18 protein-coding genes, 1 tRNA gene and 1 riboswitch are annotated in these 15,829 nt (G+C 70.9%); of the genes, 9 read left to right on the top strand and 10 right to left on the bottom strand.

Going from position 1 to position 15,829, the window contains the following annotated elements; translation table 11 throughout:
- The first annotated feature begins 58 nt into the window (after positions 1 to 58).
- Positions 59 to 931, top strand: a complete 873-nt coding sequence (locus tag FFG40_RS01185; protein ID WP_138801988.1) for an NAD(P)H-binding protein — start codon at positions 59 to 61, stop codon at positions 929 to 931.
- 43 nt (positions 932 to 974) lie between these two features.
- Here FFG40_RS01185 and FFG40_RS01180 read toward each other — a convergent pair whose 3' ends face one another.
- Together FFG40_RS01180 and clpS are read right to left on the bottom strand one after the other, a co-directional pair.
- Positions 975 to 1,448, bottom strand: coding sequence for a DUF2017 family protein (locus FFG40_RS01180; RefSeq protein WP_027466644.1), 474 nt, complete (start codon positions 1,446 to 1,448; stop codon positions 975 to 977).
- Positions 1,445 to 1,750, bottom strand: coding sequence for an ATP-dependent Clp protease adapter ClpS (clpS, locus tag FFG40_RS01175; RefSeq protein ID WP_138801987.1), 306 nt, complete (start codon positions 1,748 to 1,750; stop codon positions 1,445 to 1,447). The genes FFG40_RS01180 and clpS overlap by 4 nt, the downstream gene beginning before the upstream one ends.
- Before the next feature lie 38 nt (positions 1,751 to 1,788).
- A riboswitch (ZMP/ZTP riboswitch) is annotated at positions 1,789 to 1,873 on the top strand.
- Positions 1,874 to 1,969: 96 nt separating this feature from the next.
- On the opposite strand from clpS, the gene glyA reads away from it, so the two are divergent.
- The 3 genes from glyA (at position 1,970) to FFG40_RS16950 (ending at position 4,748) form a co-directional block, all read left to right on the top strand.
- Positions 1,970 to 3,247, top strand: coding sequence for a serine hydroxymethyltransferase (glyA, locus tag FFG40_RS01170; protein WP_017888107.1), 1,278 nt, complete (start codon positions 1,970 to 1,972; stop codon positions 3,245 to 3,247).
- A complete protein-coding gene (locus FFG40_RS01165; RefSeq protein WP_111091219.1) occupies positions 3,244 to 4,179 on the top strand; it encodes a tetrahydrofolate dehydrogenase/cyclohydrolase catalytic domain-containing protein in 936 nt (311 codons plus the stop codon). The genes glyA and FFG40_RS01165 overlap by 4 nt, the downstream gene beginning before the upstream one ends.
- Positions 4,180 to 4,583: 404 nt before the next feature.
- The gene (locus FFG40_RS16950) at positions 4,584 to 4,748 is read left to right on the top strand and encodes a hypothetical protein (RefSeq protein WP_185974058.1); all 165 of its coding nucleotides are present in this window, start codon (positions 4,584 to 4,586) and stop codon (positions 4,746 to 4,748) included.
- A gap of 131 nt (positions 4,749 to 4,879) precedes the next feature.
- Here FFG40_RS16950 and galK read toward each other — a convergent pair whose 3' ends face one another.
- Both galK and galT read right to left on the bottom strand, forming a co-directional pair.
- Positions 4,880 to 6,019 carry a galactokinase gene (gene galK / locus FFG40_RS01160; protein ID WP_138801986.1) on the bottom strand — a complete coding sequence of 380 codons (1,140 nt, stop codon included), beginning with the start codon at positions 6,017 to 6,019 and terminating at the stop codon, positions 4,880 to 4,882.
- Complete coding sequence (gene galT / locus FFG40_RS01155; RefSeq protein WP_138801985.1) at positions 6,016 to 7,113, bottom strand: galactose-1-phosphate uridylyltransferase; 1,098 nt, start codon at positions 7,111 to 7,113, stop codon at positions 6,016 to 6,018. The genes galK and galT overlap by 4 nt, the downstream gene beginning before the upstream one ends.
- 64 nt (positions 7,114 to 7,177) lie before the next feature.
- On the opposite strand from galT, the gene FFG40_RS01150 reads away from it, so the two are divergent.
- Both FFG40_RS01150 and FFG40_RS01145 read left to right on the top strand, forming a co-directional pair.
- Positions 7,178 to 8,032, top strand: coding sequence for a DeoR/GlpR family DNA-binding transcription regulator (locus FFG40_RS01150; protein WP_138801984.1), 855 nt, complete (start codon positions 7,178 to 7,180; stop codon positions 8,030 to 8,032).
- Entirely contained in the window at positions 8,029 to 8,961 is a 933-nt protein-coding gene (locus FFG40_RS01145; protein ID WP_138801983.1) for an aldose 1-epimerase family protein, read from the top strand. The genes FFG40_RS01150 and FFG40_RS01145 overlap by 4 nt, the downstream gene beginning before the upstream one ends.
- Positions 8,962 to 9,049: 88 nt before the next feature.
- Here FFG40_RS01145 and FFG40_RS01140 read toward each other — a convergent pair whose 3' ends face one another.
- The 4 genes from FFG40_RS01140 to FFG40_RS01125 all read right to left on the bottom strand — a co-directional run bounded on the left by FFG40_RS01140 (position 9,050) and on the right by FFG40_RS01125 (position 10,967).
- Positions 9,050 to 9,370 carry a hypothetical protein gene (locus FFG40_RS01140; RefSeq protein WP_027466636.1) on the bottom strand — a complete coding sequence of 107 codons (321 nt, stop codon included), beginning with the start codon at positions 9,368 to 9,370 and terminating at the stop codon, positions 9,050 to 9,052.
- Between the two features lie 176 nt (positions 9,371 to 9,546).
- Positions 9,547 to 10,383 carry an SGNH/GDSL hydrolase family protein gene (locus tag FFG40_RS01135; RefSeq protein ID WP_138801982.1) on the bottom strand — a complete coding sequence of 279 codons (837 nt, stop codon included), beginning with the start codon at positions 10,381 to 10,383 and terminating at the stop codon, positions 9,547 to 9,549.
- A 296-nt stretch (positions 10,384 to 10,679) separates the two neighbouring features.
- Positions 10,680 to 10,752: transfer RNA gene (locus FFG40_RS01130), tRNA-Lys, on the bottom strand.
- Positions 10,753 to 10,805: 53 nt separating this feature from the next.
- Positions 10,806 to 10,967: a DUF2207 domain-containing protein gene (locus FFG40_RS01125; protein ID WP_138801981.1), complete on the bottom strand. Its 162-nt coding sequence runs from the start codon at positions 10,965 to 10,967 to the stop codon at positions 10,806 to 10,808.
- Positions 10,968 to 11,094: 127 nt separating this feature from the next.
- Between FFG40_RS01125 and FFG40_RS01120 the strand changes: the two genes are divergently transcribed.
- From FFG40_RS01120 to FFG40_RS01110, 3 genes are all read left to right on the top strand, one after another.
- Complete coding sequence (locus tag FFG40_RS01120) at positions 11,095 to 11,724, top strand: DNA-directed RNA polymerase subunit beta (protein ID WP_138801980.1); 630 nt, start codon at positions 11,095 to 11,097, stop codon at positions 11,722 to 11,724.
- 493 nt (positions 11,725 to 12,217) lie between these two features.
- Complete coding sequence (gene sigK, locus FFG40_RS01115; RefSeq protein WP_027466633.1) at positions 12,218 to 12,817, top strand: ECF RNA polymerase sigma factor SigK; 600 nt, start codon at positions 12,218 to 12,220, stop codon at positions 12,815 to 12,817.
- Positions 12,814 to 13,689 carry an anti-sigma factor domain-containing protein gene (locus FFG40_RS01110; RefSeq protein ID WP_138801979.1) on the top strand — a complete coding sequence of 292 codons (876 nt, stop codon included), beginning with the start codon at positions 12,814 to 12,816 and terminating at the stop codon, positions 13,687 to 13,689. The genes sigK and FFG40_RS01110 overlap by 4 nt, the downstream gene beginning before the upstream one ends.
- 215 nt (positions 13,690 to 13,904) lie before the next feature.
- On the opposite strand, the gene pstB is transcribed toward FFG40_RS01110, so the two are convergent.
- Both pstB and pstA read right to left on the bottom strand, forming a co-directional pair.
- Positions 13,905 to 14,684: a phosphate ABC transporter ATP-binding protein PstB gene (gene pstB / locus FFG40_RS01105; protein ID WP_027466631.1), complete on the bottom strand. Its 780-nt coding sequence runs from the start codon at positions 14,682 to 14,684 to the stop codon at positions 13,905 to 13,907.
- 49 nt (positions 14,685 to 14,733) lie between these two features.
- The gene (gene pstA, locus FFG40_RS01100; protein ID WP_027466630.1) at positions 14,734 to 15,819 is read right to left on the bottom strand and encodes a phosphate ABC transporter permease PstA; all 1,086 of its coding nucleotides are present in this window, start codon (positions 15,817 to 15,819) and stop codon (positions 14,734 to 14,736) included.
- Positions 15,820 to 15,829 lie beyond the last annotated feature (10 nt).

Here is a 15,829-nt window from a genome sequence, read left to right as displayed (position 1 = left end):
CGTACGTTCACGTATCAGAAAACTGATACCAGGACGGGTCAGTGGGACGGGAGCAGACATGGGCGAGATCGTGGCGGTCACCGGCGTGACCGGGGACGTCGGGGGCAAGACGGCGGAGCTGCTGCGGGCGGCAGGGGTGACGGTGCGAGCCGTCGTCCGACGACCCGAGCAGGTCGACGCGCTCCGGGCGCGGGGCATCGACGGCCGCCTGGCCGACCTGGACGACGAGGACGCGCTCACCGCGGCGCTCGACGGGGTCGACCGGTTCTTCCTCGTGACGCCGGTCAGCCAGCGGCAGGGCGAGCAGGGCACCACCGGCGTCCGTGCGGCGCAGCGGGCCGGAGTCGGCCGGATCGTGCAGCTGTCGGGCGGGGACGCCGCCGAGCACTCCCCGATGTCGTGGGCGAGCGCCGCCTGGCACATCGACCGGATGGTGCGCGAGAGCGGGCTGGCGTGGACGATCCTGCACCCCTCGTCGTTCATGACGAACGTGCAGCCCTCGGCGCCCGCGATCCGACGGGGGTGGTTCCCGCACACCACGGGCCGCGGGGTGATCGGCTGGATCGACACCGAGGACATCGCCCGGACCGCCGCCCGGGTGCTGACGGAGGACGGCCACGACGGCACCGAACCGGTACTCACCGGGCCGGACCTGCTCGACGCGTGGGGTGTCGCCGCCGCGCTCACCGCCGGGCTCGGCCGACCCGTGCGCGCCCTGCACCTGCCGAGCCGGGTCTACGCCGGTGTGCTCCGCCTGAGCGGGGTGCCCGCCTGGCAGGCCGAGGGGCTCCGGCAGCAGTTCGGCCGGGTCGTCCGCCGCGGCCTCGACGGCGTCGACGTGATGAGCGACGACGTCCTGCGCATCACCGGCACCGCTCCCCGGAGCCTGACCGACTGGGCGCGAGCCCACCGCGACGACCTGCTGGGGTGACCCGTCGCGCCGGGGGTGATCCGGGCCTCCAGGCCGTGGGCCGTCAGCGCGACGTGAGCGTCACGACCAGGTGCTCCTGCACGTAGCCGAGCCAGTCGTAGACGTCGCGCAGGCCGACGCCCGCGTCGGCCTCGACGGAGCGCTCCTCGTCGTCGGCGTCCTCGATGCCCAGCCGGTCGGCGATCGTCAGCCGCAGGTCGGTGAGGGTGCGGAGCCACGCCTGCTCGTCCTCGGCGTCGAGTGAACCGTCGCGGGTGCCCGTCAGCCAGTCGTGCACGATCGAGGCGTTCGTCGTCTTCTGCGTGAGCAGGTCGGACTGCGTGTACTTCCGGAACTCCGCGCTCGCCTCGTCGTCACCGGGGTAGGCGTCCGGGAACATCCGCTCGCTGATCGGATCGGTGGACAGGTCGCCGCCGAGCACCTGCCGCAGCTGTTCGGTGAGCGAGGCGAGCAGGTCGCGCTCGCCGGAGGACAGGCCGAGGTGGACGCCGTCGGCGCGGCGGACGAACGGGATCACGCTTCGGGGGCCTTGTCGACGGTCGCCTGCAGCCCGTAGCCGTGCATGGACTGCACGTGGGCCTCCATCGATTCGCGCGGACCCGACGCCACGATCGCCCGACCGTCGTCGTTCACCTGGTGCATGAGTCGCTCGGCCTGCTCGCGCGGGAACCCGAAGTGCCGCTGGAAGACGTAGGTGACGTACGACATCAGGTTCACCGGGTCGTCCCACACCACCGTGACCCACGGGGTGTCCGCCCGCGCACTGGTCCGTTCGTCCGTGGTGGTCCGTTCGTCCACGTCGGGCGAGAGCAGCGTCATGCATCCAGGGTGACACAGGGCGGGGTCGCTCGGTACGATCGTCAGGTCGCGACTGGCGTTGGATGGGTCACCATCGGGGAGCGACAAAGACACGGTGCGCGGCCGTACGCCTGGGCTGCACCGACCGACCGTCCGAGTGCGACCAGCTGGTCGTCCGCACACCGTAGGAGTCCCGTGTCCATTGCCGATCTGCCCCCGTTCGTCTCCGACTCGGCCGAGGTGGCCGAGCAGGCTGCCGCCCGTGCCGCGTTCAACGCCCCGCTCACCGAGGTCGACCCCGAGATCGCCGCCGTCCTGCAGCAGGAGCTCGGCCGCCAGCGCGACACCCTCGAGATGATCGCGTCCGAGAACTTCGTGCCGCGCGCCGTGCTCGAGTCGCAGGGCTCCGTGCTCACCAACAAGTACGCCGAGGGCTACCCGGGCAAGCGCTACTACGGCGGCTGCGAGTACGTCGACGTCGCCGAGCAGCTCGCCATCGACCGTGCCAAGGCGCTCTTCGGTGCCGAGTACGCGAACGTGCAGCCGCACTCCGGTGCCACGGCCAACGCCGCCGTCCTGCACGCCATCGCCTCGGCCGGCGACACCATCCTCGGCCTCGAGCTCGCGCACGGCGGGCACCTGACCCACGGCATGAAGCTCAACTTCTCCGGCCGCATCTACAACGCCGTGGCGTACGGCGTCGACCCCGAGACGTTCGAGGTCGACTACGACGACATCCGCGCGAAGGCCATCGAGCACCAGCCGAAGGTCCTGATCGCCGGTTGGTCCGCCTACCCGCGCCAGCTCGACTTCGCGAAGTTCCGCGAGATCGCGGACGAGGTCGGCGCGAAGCTCTGGGTCGACATGGCGCACTTCGCCGGCCTCGTCGCCGCCGGTCTGCACCCGTCCCCGGTCCCGCACGCCCACGTCGTCTCGTCGACGGTCCACAAGACCCTGGGTGGCCCCCGCTCGGGCATCATCCTGTCGAACGACGAGACCCTGTTCAAGAAGCTGAACTCCGCGGTCTTCCCGGGCCAGCAGGGCGGCCCGCTCATGCACGTGATCGCCGCGAAGGCCACCGCGTTCCTGCTCGCCGGCACCCCGGAGTTCAAGGACCGTCAGGAGCGCACGATCCGTGGTGCCCAGGCTCTTGCCGCCCGCCTGACCGCCGACGACGCCAAGGCCGCGGGCATCGACGTGCTCACCGGCGGCACCGACGTGCACCTGGTGCTCGTCGACCTGCGCGCGTCCGAGGTCGACGGCAAGCAGGCCGAAGACCTGCTGCACGAGGTCGGCATCACCGTGAACCGCAACTCCGTGCCGTTCGACCCGCGCCCGCCGATGGTCACCTCGGGTGTCCGCATCGGCACCTCGGCGCTGGCGACCCGCGGCTTCGGCGACGCCGAGTTCACCGAGGTGGCCGACATCATCGCGCTGACCCTCATGCCGAACCCGGACGTCGCAGCGCTCTCGGCCCGCGTGAAGGTCCTGACCGACGCGTTCCCGCTCTACGCGTGAGCGGTTCGGTCAGCGCGGCGCTCCCGCGCGAGCTCTGGGCCGGTGAAGGGAGTGCCGTCCGCATCGACGGCACCGCCCTCGCCGCCCGGACGCTCGACGAACTCCGGGGCCGGATCGACCGCCTGCACGAGCACGGCATCCGTCCGGGCCTCGGCACGATCATGGTCGGCTCGAACCCCGGCTCGATGTCCTACGTCGCGGGCAAGCACCGCGACTCGGCGTCGATCGGGCTCGACTCGCACCGCATCGACCTGCCCGAGACGGCGTCCGCTGCCGACATCCGGGCCGCGATCCTGCAGATGAACGACGACCCCCGGGTCACCGCGTTCATCGTGCAGCTCCCGCTGCCGCAGGGCATCGACCCGACGCCGATGCTCGAGCTGATGGACCCGGCGAAGGACGCCGACGGCCTGCACCCGACGAACCTCGGCGAGCTGGTGCTCGCCGTGCCCGGTGGTGCCGGCACGATCGACGCACCGCTGCCGTGCACCCCTCGGGGCATCGTCGCGATGCTCGACGCGTACGAGATCCCCATCCGTGGTGCGCACGTGACGATCATCGGGCAGGGGCTGACCGTCGGACGGCCGCTCGGCCTGCTGCTCACGCGGCTTGAGGCGACCGCGACCCTGACGCACTCGCTGACCGCGGACGTCGCCGCGGAGTGCCGTCGCGCCGACATCATCGTCGCCGCGGCCGGGGTCGCCGGGCTCGTCAAGCCCGACTGGGTGCAGCCCGGTGCCGCCGTCATCGACGTGGGGATCACCCGCGTCGTCAACGAGGAGACCGGCAAGGCGAAGCTGCACGGCGACGTCGACCCCGCGGTCGCATCGGTCGCGGGCTTCCTGTCGCCGACTCCCGGTGGTGTCGGGCCGATGACCCGCGCCATGCTCATGAAGAACGTCGTCGAGGCCGCCGAGCGCCAGCTGTCGTAGCGCGCGGGGCGTCGCGCGCTGGTCGCGTGCCGATGGTGTGCAGCAATGGTCGGGTGGCGTCATCGCACCCGACCATTGCTGCTCACGAAGTGCACTCCGCCGGTGCTACGGTCGCGGCATGGGGGACGAACGACTGCAGACGGCGCCGGTGATGCGACCCCGGCCCGAGCCGTCGCAACTGACCAAGGACGCCCGGTGGCTGATCGTCATCGTGGCGCTCTGCGTGCTGTTCCAGGCTCCGGGGTCGACCTGGTCGATGACACTCGCGCACGCCGGCCAGGAGTACACCTTCACGTCGGGCCCCTGGTTCGGGTGGACGCTCGCGACGGTGGGGTTCGCGGTCGCCGGGGTTCGTCGTCGCGATCGCCCGCCGTGGTGCAGCCCGCTTCGACGAGCACACGGTGATGGGCCTGACCCTGGCTGCCGTGCTCGGGACGACCGTCGTGGTGTGGCTGCTCATGCCGGCGCAGACCGCGTGGGTGGAGTGGGCTGTGGAGCACGGTCGGACGCACCCGTTCGTGCTCGGGAACGTGGTGGAGCACGTCCGGTACGCGGATTCCCTCGGCTGAGCAGGCGGCGGCGGGGTGCTGCCGTTCTTTCGCGCTGAGCGACAGCTCACGGGCTGATCGCCGCGTGACCTGTCGCTGAGCGCGAAACGTCGAGCGGCCGAGCGCGCGGACGACCGCGCCCGCCGCAGCTGTCAGTCGCGCCGGGCGCCCTGCGCGGCGTGCACCGTGAACACGTTCGGCTCGCGGTACCCGGCATCGGCGAAGGCAGCGGTGACGGCGCCGCTGATCGCACCGCGCGACTCCTGGTCGACCAGCGCGATCGCCGCGCCGCCGAACCCACCCCCGGTCATGCGGGCACCGACGGCACCGTGCTCGACCGCCGTCGCGACGGCCAGGTCGAGCTCCGGCACGGAGATCTCGAAGTCGTCGCGCATCGACTCGTGCGACGCGACGAGCAGGGATCCGATCGCCCTCGGGCCCTGTTCGCGCAGCGTGCGGACGGTGTCGAGGACGCGCTGGTCCTCGGTCACGATGTGCCGAACGCGGCGGAAGGTCTCGTCGTCCAGGAGCTCCTGCGCACGAGGGAGGTCCTCGACGCTGACGTCACGCAGGGCCTCGACACCGAGCACCCGCGCACCCTTCTCGCACGAGGCGCGACGAGCCGCGTAGCCACCGGTCGCGTGGGCGTGCTCGACGCGGGTGTCGATGACCAGGACCTCGAGCCCGTTCGCCTCGAGCGCCAGGTCGACGACGGCGGTGTCGAGCGTGCGGCAGTCGAGGAACACGACGGCGTCCTGCTCGCCGAGCAGCGAGGCGGACTGGTCCATGATCCCGGTGGGGGCACCGACGGCGTGGTTCTCCGAGTACTGCCCGACGCGCGCCAGGGTCTTCCGGTCGAGGCCGAGCTCCCACAGGTCGTTGAACGCCAGCGCGACACCGCACTCGATCGCCGCACTGGACGACAGGCCGGCGCCGACCGGGACGTCGGACTCGATGAAGACGTCGAACCCGGTCTTGTCGCCCAGATCGGCTCCGGCCTGCTCGCGCAGGGCCCAGGCGATGCCGAAGACGTAGGCCGACCAGCCGTTCATGGCCTCGGGCGACAGGTCGTCGAGGGACAGCGCCACCGGCTCGCTCGTGGCGTCGAAGGCGGAGGCGACGCGGATCGTCCGGTCGTCGCGCTGCGCGATGGAGGCGGTGGTGCGACGGTCGATCGCGAAGGGCAGTACGTAACCGTCGTTGTAGTCGGTGTGCTCACCGATCAGGTTGACGCGACCCGGGGCGGAGTACCGCACCGTCGGCTCGTACCCGTAGACCTGCTGGAACGTCATGCGCGCTCGACTCCCTGTCGGATGAACTCGGCCGCCTTCTCGGGCACGAGGTCCCCGATCCAGGCGCCCATGGCGGCTTCGCTGCCGGCCAGGAACTTCAACTTGTCCGCCGCACGCCGCGGCGAGGTGATCTGCAGCATCAGCCGCACGGTGTCGCGGGCGGTGTGCACCGGTGCCTGGTGCCACGCAGCGATGTACGGCGTCGGGTCGCCGTAGAGCGCGTCGAGCCCACGGGTGAGCCGGAGGTGCATGTGCGCCAGCTCGTCCTTCTCGGCGTCGGTCAGGCCGGCGAAGTCGGGGACGTGACGGTGCGGCAGCATGTGGATCTCGATGGGCCAGCGCGCGGCGAACGGGACGAAGGCGGTGAAGTGCTCGCCAGCGAGGACGACCCGCTCGGAACCCCGCTCGTTCGCGAGGTGCTGTTCGAACAGGTCCGGGCCGAACCGTTCGATGCTCGCGAGCAGTCGCTGCGTGCGCGGGGTGATGTACGGGTACGAGTAGATCTGTCCGTGCGGGTGGTGCAGCGTGACGCCGATCGCCTCGCCCCGGTTCTCGAAGGGGAACACCTGCTGGATGCCCGGCATCGCGGAGAGTGCGGCCGTGCGGTCGGCCCAGGCTTCGACGACGGTGCGGGCACGCGACTCGGAGATGGAGGCGAAGGACCCGGAGGTCTCGGGCGAGAAGCACACGACCTCGCACCGGCCGACCGAGCGGAGCTGGCGGTTCAGGCCGACGTCGCTCAGGGACTCGAGCGACTCGGGAGCGTCGTCGGCTTCGAGTAGCGGGCCGAACGACGGCGAACGGTTCTCGAACACCGCGACGTCGTAGCGGCTCGGGATCTCGGACGGGTTGGCCGGGCTCTGGGGCGCGAGCGGGTCCTGGTCGGCCGGCGGCAGGAACACCCGGTTCTGCCGGGACGCCGCGATCGACACCCACTCGCCCGTCAGGACGTCCTGCCGCATCCGCGCCGTCTCGGGCCGCGGGTCGAGCACGCGCTCGTCGACGCTGCGTTCTGCGGGCAGCGTCGAGTCGGCGTCGTCGAAGTAGAAGAGGTCGCGGCCGTCCGCGAGCTTCGTCACGCGCTTGGTGATCACCGGAACAGCCTAGCGCCGATCCGAAGCGTTGCGAAGGACATCGGAAGCAAGCGAAACTGTCCACATGACGGACGCCGACCTCTCCTTCCTCGCCGGCGCGCTGCCCGCGCCCCTGCGGCAGGACCGCATCGTCGCGATCGTCGACGGCGCCCCGGGCATGGTCCGGACGGCCGCGTTGGCCGCGTCCCTCGGCACCAGCGAGGTGACGGTCCGCCAGGACCTCGCCGTCCTCGACCAGGAGGCCCGGATCCGCCGGGTGCACGGGGGTGCGGTCCGCCTCGGGGCCGGTTCCACCGAGCGCCCCTTCGAGGAGACCGCCGTCGAGCACCAGGTGGCCAAGGTGGCCATCGGCCGTGCGGCAGCGGCGCTGGTGCGCCCGGGGGAGTGCGTCGTCCTCGACGTCGGCACCACGCCCGCCGCCGTCGCCGAGGCGCTCGTGGCGCGCACCGAACTCACCGGCGTCACCGTCGTCACGAACTCCCTCACCACGGCGCTCGCGCTCGAGCGAGCCGTCCCGCGCTTCACCGTGATCGTCACCGGCGGCACCCTCCGGCCTCTGCAGCACTCACTCGTCGCGCCCTTCAACGGCGCGGTCCTGCCGATGATCGCCGCCGACCTCGTGTTCCTCGGTGGCACCGGCCTCGACGTCGACCACGGCCTGACGAACGTGAACCTGCCCGAGACCGAGGCCAAGCGGATGCTCGCGGGGACGGCCCGGCGTACCGTCGTGGTCGCGGACGGGTCGAAGTTCGGCCGCGCCCACATCGGGGTCGTCCGCGCGCTCGAGGACATCGACGTCGTCGTCACCGCCGAGGCCGACGCCGCCGCGGTCGCCACGATCCGGGCGGCCGGGGCCCAGGTGATCGTCGCCGACGGCGAGCAGCACACCGAACCAGCCGGAAGGAAGAACACCCCATGACCGCAGCACCCACGGGTGGCCAGTACCGCCTCCACCACGCCGGGCCCGACGGGGTCGTCGAAGCCGTGGTCACCGAGGTCGCCGCGGGCATCCGCGAACTCCGCGTCGCCGGCTTCGACATCACCGAGCCGTTCCCCGTCACCGAGCAGCCGCCGGGGGCGAACGGGATCGTCCTGGCACCCTGGCCGAACCGCGTCGCCGGTGGCGTGTGGGAGCTCGACGGCAAGCGGCAGCAACTCGACGTCTCGGAGCCGAAGTACGGCAACGCGTCGCACGGACTGCTCCGGTTCGCCCCGTACCGGGTGGTCTCGCAGACCGAGACGTCGATCCAGCAGGAGGCGACGATCCACCCGCAGCACGGGTGGCCCTTCACCCTCGAGACGCGCGTGCTCCACGAACTCGTCGACGACGGCATCCGCGTCACCCACGAGGTCACGAACCGTTCGGGTGTCCGTGCACCCTTCGCGGTCGGTGCGCACCCGTACCTGCGCGCCGGTGACACCCCCGCCGACGACCTGGTCGTCACGCTCGACGCCGCGACCGCCTTCACCGTCGACGAGCAGAAGGTGCCGAACGGTTCGGTGCCGGTCGAGGGCACGCCGTACGACCTGCGCCGGGGGCGGCGTGCCGGGGACTCGGACCTCGACACCGCGTACACGGACGTCACGCCCGATGCCGAGGGGATCCGGCGGACGACGATGCACGGGCCCGAGGGCGACGGTGTGGAGCTCTGGCAGGACGCCTCGTTCCCCTACGTGCAGGTCTTCACGTCGCGCGAGTACCCGCGTGGCGACGGGAAGGGCCTGGCGGTCGCGGTCGAACCGATGACGGCACCCGCCAACGCCCTGAACTCGGGCGAGGGCCTGCGCTGGCTCGAGCCGGACGAGACCTGGACCGGTTCGTGGGGGATCCGCCGCGTCTGGTCCTGAGGACTCCGGTCGGCGCGCACCGCTGACACGACGAAGGCCCCGCCGGGTGTCCGGCGGGGCCTTCATCGTTCGTGTCGGTCGCCGGGCGTCAGCCGCGGCGCATCCGGAGCGCCTCGACCGCGAGGGACTCGGTCGCGTACCGGCCGACCTCGTGCGCCCACGCCGGGTCGTCGCCACGGAGCGCGATGAAGTCCTTGCGCTGCCGGCAGACGTACCCGAGCACGGCGGTGGCCGTCGCGACCTCGATGAAGTCCTTGCGGATGTGGCGGGTCGTGACCTGGGCGTTGCGGCGGAGCGTGTCGAGCAGGAGCTCGTTGCTCATCGTCGTGTTGGTCGCTGCTGCGAGCTCGACGATGCGGCGCGCGTCACCGGTGGTGCTGGTCTGCGTGGCTTCGATGGGCTCGATCACGGTGTACCCCGTTCGTTCGTGGTGGTGCTGTGCTGCAGGATCCGGTGATCGGATCCGGGAACGACACTATCGGCGGCAGCCCAACAGTCCGCTGAGGACGGCCTGTGCTGTGCGGGGGATCTCCCATGAGCACGCTGGGGACGGGTTGTACCCCGTTCAGGAGCGGGCGGGCTCGCTCAGCGGCAGCGGGCGCTGCCCACGGGAGCGGCGAGGGCGTCGAGGGAGTCGCTGACCCGTTCCGCCAGGTACTGGTGGCCGGCGTCGTTCGGGTGTCCGCCGTCGACGGCGGAGTACCCGGGACTGTTGCTCGACGTGAACCACCTGCCGGCGAGGGCGTCGATGTAGGGCACACCCGCGGCCGCGGCACCCGCGGAGACCGACGCGGCGACGCCGACGGTCGAGTTCGCCCACGGCAGCGGTGCCGACGGGCCCAGCGCGACGACGACGGCGTCCGGCCAGGTCTGCTGCGCCTGGCGGAGGGTCCGCTCCACGGTGGCGCGGAGGGTGTCCGCGTCGACGAGCCAGTCGTTCTGGCTGCCCTGCACGATCACGAGCCGGGGGTCGAACAACGCATGCCGCTGGAGGCGCGGTCCGAACGTGTAGTGCGACGAACCGGTCCGACCGGTGTCGACGTAGCCCGTGCCCGGGTAGCCGTCGATCTCGGCCGTCCAGCCGCGGTCCTCGCTGATGTCCTGGGCCCATCCGCGGATCCCGGTGGTCGAGCCCCGACCCGCGGTGTACGAGTCGCCGACGATCAGGACACGCGACCCGGGCTCGATCGCAGCGGCGATGCGGTCGGCCGAGACCCCGGGGGCGGCGATGGCCGAGGCCGAGGTCGACGAGGACACCGTCTGGCAGGCGCTCGAGACGCTCGGCAGGATCAGCAGGAGCCCGGAGACCCCCAGGGCCATCGCGCCGAGGGCGAGTGCCGGCACCAGCCCGCGGCGGCGTCGGCGCATCGTCGCCGGGCCGGTGGGGGTGCCCGGCCGCCCGCGCTGCGATCGTCGGCCCATCCGTCGAATTGTAGACAAGCGGCCAGACGGAGTCTGTGAAGGCAGGCCGGGAGAGGTGGGCCCCGTGGGGCTCGAACCCACGACCCTCGGATGAAAAGCCGGTGTTCAGGAAGGTGTGGGCCCCGTGGGGCTCGAACCCACGACCCTCGGATGAAAAGCCGGTGTTCAGGAAGGTGTGGGCCCCGTGGGGCTCGAACCCACGACCCTCGGATGAAAAGCCGGTGTTCAGGAAGGTGTGGGCCCCGTGGGGCTCGAACCCACGACCCTCGGATGAAAAGCCGGCGTTCAGGAAGGTGTGGGCCCCGTGGGGCTCGAACCCACGACCCTCGGATTAAAAGTCCGGTGCTCTACCAACTGAGCTAGAGGCCCTCACCCGCAAGGCTAGCGGGTGAGGGCCTCCGGGAAGGAACCGTCGGTCCGGGTCAGCCCCGGCGTCCGGTGAGCGAGCGCAGCAGCCACGCGATGACCGCGATGACCAGCAGCACGATGCCCACCCAGAGCAGGAACTTCAGGCTCGCGGCGAACCCGCCGACGAACAGCAGGATGACTGCGATCACAGCCAGGATGATGAGCAGGGCGTTCATGGAAGATCCTCTCCTTCACGTGCAGGGAGGAGCGCCTCCCTGCCGCAACACGGTACGCGTGGCGCAGCCGTTGCGTTCTGGGCGAACGGGACGCGGGCGTGTCACCGGCCGCGCCTACACTGCTGCGGTGCCTCGCGATCACCACCGTCCCGTCCACTTCACCGACGCCGAGTTCGCCGCCATCCAGGGCGGTGAGGACCCGGCGCTGGTGAACCGTGTCGCGCACGAGACCGCGAACGCACTGCTGCACCGGGTGCGCGAGGACCCGGACCCCGCCGTGGTCGAGCGGCTCGTCACCTACACCGACGTGCACGGCATCGACGCCATCGCGGAGCTGTGGGCGCGGGTCGGCGCGCACACCCTGCCGGGGGCGCTCTGGCGGGTGTACCTGGTGCGCATCGTCATCCGGCAGAACCCGGAGGAGATCGCGTACCTGTTCGAGCGGGGCACGGCGCAGATCGGCACGATCGACCAGGCGGTCGCGGGCGCCGAGGAACCGACGGGCCCGGCCGAGATCCTGACGCTCGCCGACCGCATCCTGCACGGCCTGTACACGGGCGACCTCGCGGTGGCGCTCGACCGCGGGGCGTCGTTCTGTCGTCTGACCGCCGCCGGCGCGACCGCCGTGGCGGACGAGGCGGACCTGGTCGCGTCCGAGCGCGCGAGCGAACTCACGACGCGGGCGCTCCGCCTGACGGAGCTGGCGGCCGACCTGACCGAGGCGGCGGCGCTCTGGCGCCGCGACAGCCTGGACTGAGCGCGCGGCGGGACGGACCCGCACCGGGCCTCCAGGGCCGCGCAGCAGTCCGGAACGCATCCGGGCATGAAAAGACCGGGCCGCAGAAGCGCCTCTCGGCGCGAGGCCGCTCGAAGCGGCGAATTTTGGAGCCCGGGGCTTGCTGCGGCCCGGCGAGACCAAGTCTACGAGACGCTGGCTGATCACTCGACCCTGTTCACTCACGGTGGACAGAACCGGCCCCGGGCGTGCCCACGCGCTCCCTGCGAAGGCCCGCCGCGCCCATCCCGCCGAGAAATCCTGACCCCCATCCAATCCACAGCGGGGACCGCGCCGAATCATCTGCGTGACGGTCGGAATGCCCGTCACGAAGCGAGAGGCCCGGTGTGACCCGGACCGGCACCGCCGGTCAATTCCCTGTGGGTCACGCCGGCCCCTCGTCTCGACCGCCCATGCGGAGGCTTCGTGCTACCCGCCTGGTCAACGAAAGCAACCGAGAGGAGGGAAACCTGCAATGCTTGCCCTCGTGGATAGCGACACCGAACGCTGGAGCTCGTCAGAGCCAGCTCAGGCATCGCCGGACGACCTCCTCGCCCGGGTCGCCGCCGGTGACCAAGCCGCCTTCGCGGACCTCTACGACGCACTCTCCGGTCGGGTCCTCGGTCTGATCACGCGCCTCCTCCGGGACCGCGCGCAGTCGGAAGAGGTCACGCAGGAGGTCTTCCTGGAGGTCTGGCAGCAGGCCACCCGCTTCGACCGGAAGCGCGGTACCGCGGCCAGCTGGGTCCTCACCATGGCCCACCGCCGAGCGGTCGACCGGGTCCGTGCCTCGCAGTCGTCGCACGACCGCGACACCAAGATCGGCATCCGCGACCTCGAGGCCGGTTTCGACCAGGTCTCCGAGTCCGTCGAGATCCGCATCGAGCACGAGCGCGTCGGCCGAGCGCTGGCGAAGCTCACCGAGTTCCAGCGGCAGGCCGTGCAACTCGCGTACTACGGCGGCTACTCGCACAGCGAGATGGCCGAACACCTCGGTGTCCCCATCGGCACCGTCAAGACCCGTCTCCGTGACGGGATGATCCGACTCCGAGACGAGATGGGGGTGACCTCATGACCGAACGCCACGACGACCCCGCACTGATGACGGGTTCCCACGCCCTCGACGCGCTGTCCGACGACGAGCGCGCGCTCCTCGAGGACGCCCTCCGGACGTCCCCCGAGCTGCAGGCCGAGAACGACTCGCTGCGCGAGACCGCGCTGCAGCTCGCCTACGCCGTCGCACCGATCGAGCCCCCCGCGTCGCTCAAGGCGTCGCTGCTGGCCCAGATCGCCACCACCCCGCAGGCCGCACCCCTCGCCGACACGACGGTCGACCAGACCCCGGTCGCCGAGACCACCTCCGTCCAGGAGGCCCGTCCCGAGCCCGCCAGGCACGTCGCCTCGATCGCCGACGGCCCCACCGCCGGTGGCCGGGCTTCGTCCGAGGCTCGCCGCCGCTGGTTCCAGCGTCCGGCGGTCATGCTGACGGCCGCAGCTGCCGTCGCCGCGGTCTTCTTCGGCGGACTCGGCGTCGGATCGATCTTCGACCCGAACGGCTCCGGCACCGGCACCACGCAGGCCTCGAGCGGCCTCGACCGCATCTACGCCGCCTCGGACTTCCAGCGCACCACGACCAAGGTCGCGGGCGGGGGGTCGGCGACGGTCGTGTGGTCGAACGACCTCGGCAAGTCCGCGGTGATCCTCGACGGTGTCGAGCAGGCGCCGAAGGGCAAGACGTACGAGCTCTGGTACATCGGCTCCGAGGAGCAGGGCGGCACCATCAAGTCGGCCGGCCTGGTCGACGGTGCGGCCGACGGTGTGCACTCCGCCGTGCTCAAGGGCGCGATGTCCGAGGGCGCGACGATCGGCATGACGGTCGAGCCCGAGGGCGGTTCCGAGCAGCCGACCACCTCGCCGATCATGGCGGTCCCCACCACCACGGCCTGACGCCTCGGGCGGTCCTGCTGGACTGCCACCGACGCAGAACGACGAAGCCGCTGTCACACGACAGCGGCTTCGTCGTTCCGCGTCCGCGTGGTGATCGCACCGTGGCGCCGGGCACGACCACGAACGCCGTCGCAACCACGAAGGCCCGGTGCGCGTCCGTGGCGGACGTGCACCGGGCCTCCAGGCAGTCCGTCAGCGCGACGGACGGATGCCGATCAACCGAAGCGGCCCGAGACGTAGTCCTCGGTGGCCTGCACGGACGGGTTCGAGAACATCGTCGCGGTGTCGTCGAACTCGATGAGCTTGCCGGGTGCACCGGTGCCGGCGATGTTGAAGAACGCCGTCTTGTCGCTGACGCGCGACGCCTGCTGCATGTTGTGGGTCACGATCACGATCGTGAACTCCTTCTTGAGCTCCTCGATCAGGTCCTCGATGGCGAGGGTCGAGATCGGGTCGAGGGCCGAGCAGGGCTCGTCCATCAGGAGCACGTCCGGCTCGACCGCGATCGCGCGGGCGATGCAGAGACGCTGCTGCTGCCCACCGGACAGGCCCATGCCGGGCTTGTCGAGGCGGTCCTTGACCTCGTTCCACAGGTTCGCTCCCTGCAGCGAGCGCTCGACGATGTCGTCGGCCTCGGAGCGGGAGACGCGCTTGTTGTTGAGCTTCACGCCCGCCAGCACGTTGTCGCGGATCGACATCGTGGGGAAGGGGTTCGGACGCTGGAACACCATGCCGACCTGGCGACGGACGAGCACGGGGTCGACGCCGGCGCCGTACAGGTCGTCGCCGTCGATCTTGACCGAGCCCTCGACCCAGGCGCCGGGGATGACCTCGTGCATGCGGTTCAGGGTGCGGAGGAAGGTGGACTTGCCGCAGCCCGACGGGCCGATGAAGGCCGTGACGGTGCGGGGCTCGATGGTGATGTCGACACCCTCGACCGCCTTGAACTTCGAGTAGTAGACGTTGAGGCCGTCGACCTCGATGCGCTTGGACACGTTGATCCTTCTGGGTGGGTGGTGTCGCTGGTTCCGCGGGGGCGGAGGGTCAGCGGCTGAGCTTGGGGGCGAAGAGACGGGTGATGAACCGGGCGAGCAGGTTGAGCAGCATCACGATCAGGATGAGCACGAGGGCCGCGGTCCAGGCCCGGTCGACGAACGGCACCGGGTTGGCGCCCTGCTGCGAGTACTGCGTGTACGCGTACACCGGCAGGGTCATCATCGGGTCACGGAACAGGTTGTAGTTCATGCTCGCGGTGAAGCCGGCCGTGACGAGCAGCGGGGCGGTCTCACCGATGACGCGGGCGATCGAGAGCATGACGCCGGTGGTGATGCCGGCGAGGCTGGTGGGGAGCACGACCTTGAGGATCGTGAGGTACTTCGGCACGCCGAGGGCGTACGAGGCCTCGCGGAGTTCCATCGGGACGATCTTCAGCACCTCTTCGGTGGAGCGCACGACGATCGGGATCATCAGCACCGACAGGGCGACGGAGCCGACCAGGCCGAAGCGGGCACCCGGGCCGAGGAACAGCGCGAAGAGCGCGTAGGCGAACAGCCCGGCGACGATCGACGGGATGCCCGTCATCACGTCGACGAAGAACGTGATGCCCTTCGCCAGTGCGCCGCGACCGTACTCGACCAGGTAGATCGAGGTGAGCAGGCCGATCGGCACCGAGATGAGCGCCGCGAACAGCGTGATCTCGAGCGTGCCGATGAGGGCGTGGACCGCGCCGCCGCCCTCGGAGATGACCCCGCGCATCGAGTACGAGAAGAAGTTCGCGTCGAAGCGGGCGATGCCCTTGGCGATGACCGTCCAGAGCAGCGACACCAGCGGCAGGACCGCGATGACGAACGCCGTGATGACGAGCGAGGTGACCAGGCGGTCGACCGCCTTGCGGCCACCCTCGACGATGCGCGAGATGACGACGATGAGGACGTCGAACAGGACCGTGCCGAGGAAGATCGCGGCGACGACGTTGAAGTCCTTGACGGCGCCACCCGCGTTGAGCAGCGCGAAGACCAGGACGAGGGCGACCCAGCTGCCGACCAGCAGCAGCCACGGGACGGAGGCGTGCAGCTTGCCGTTGGCGTAGACGTTGCCGGCGGTGCCGGTCTGACGGAGCGCGAGGGACATCGGGTGCGAC

Origin of the sequence: Curtobacterium sp. KBS0715 (assembly GCF_005938005.2) — a bacterium.
GTDB classification, from domain to species: Bacteria; Actinomycetota; Actinomycetes; order Actinomycetales; family Microbacteriaceae; genus Curtobacterium; species Curtobacterium flaccumfaciens.
The sequence above is the reverse complement of the archived record's forward strand: the minus strand, read 5'-3'. Positions and strand labels throughout refer to the sequence as shown.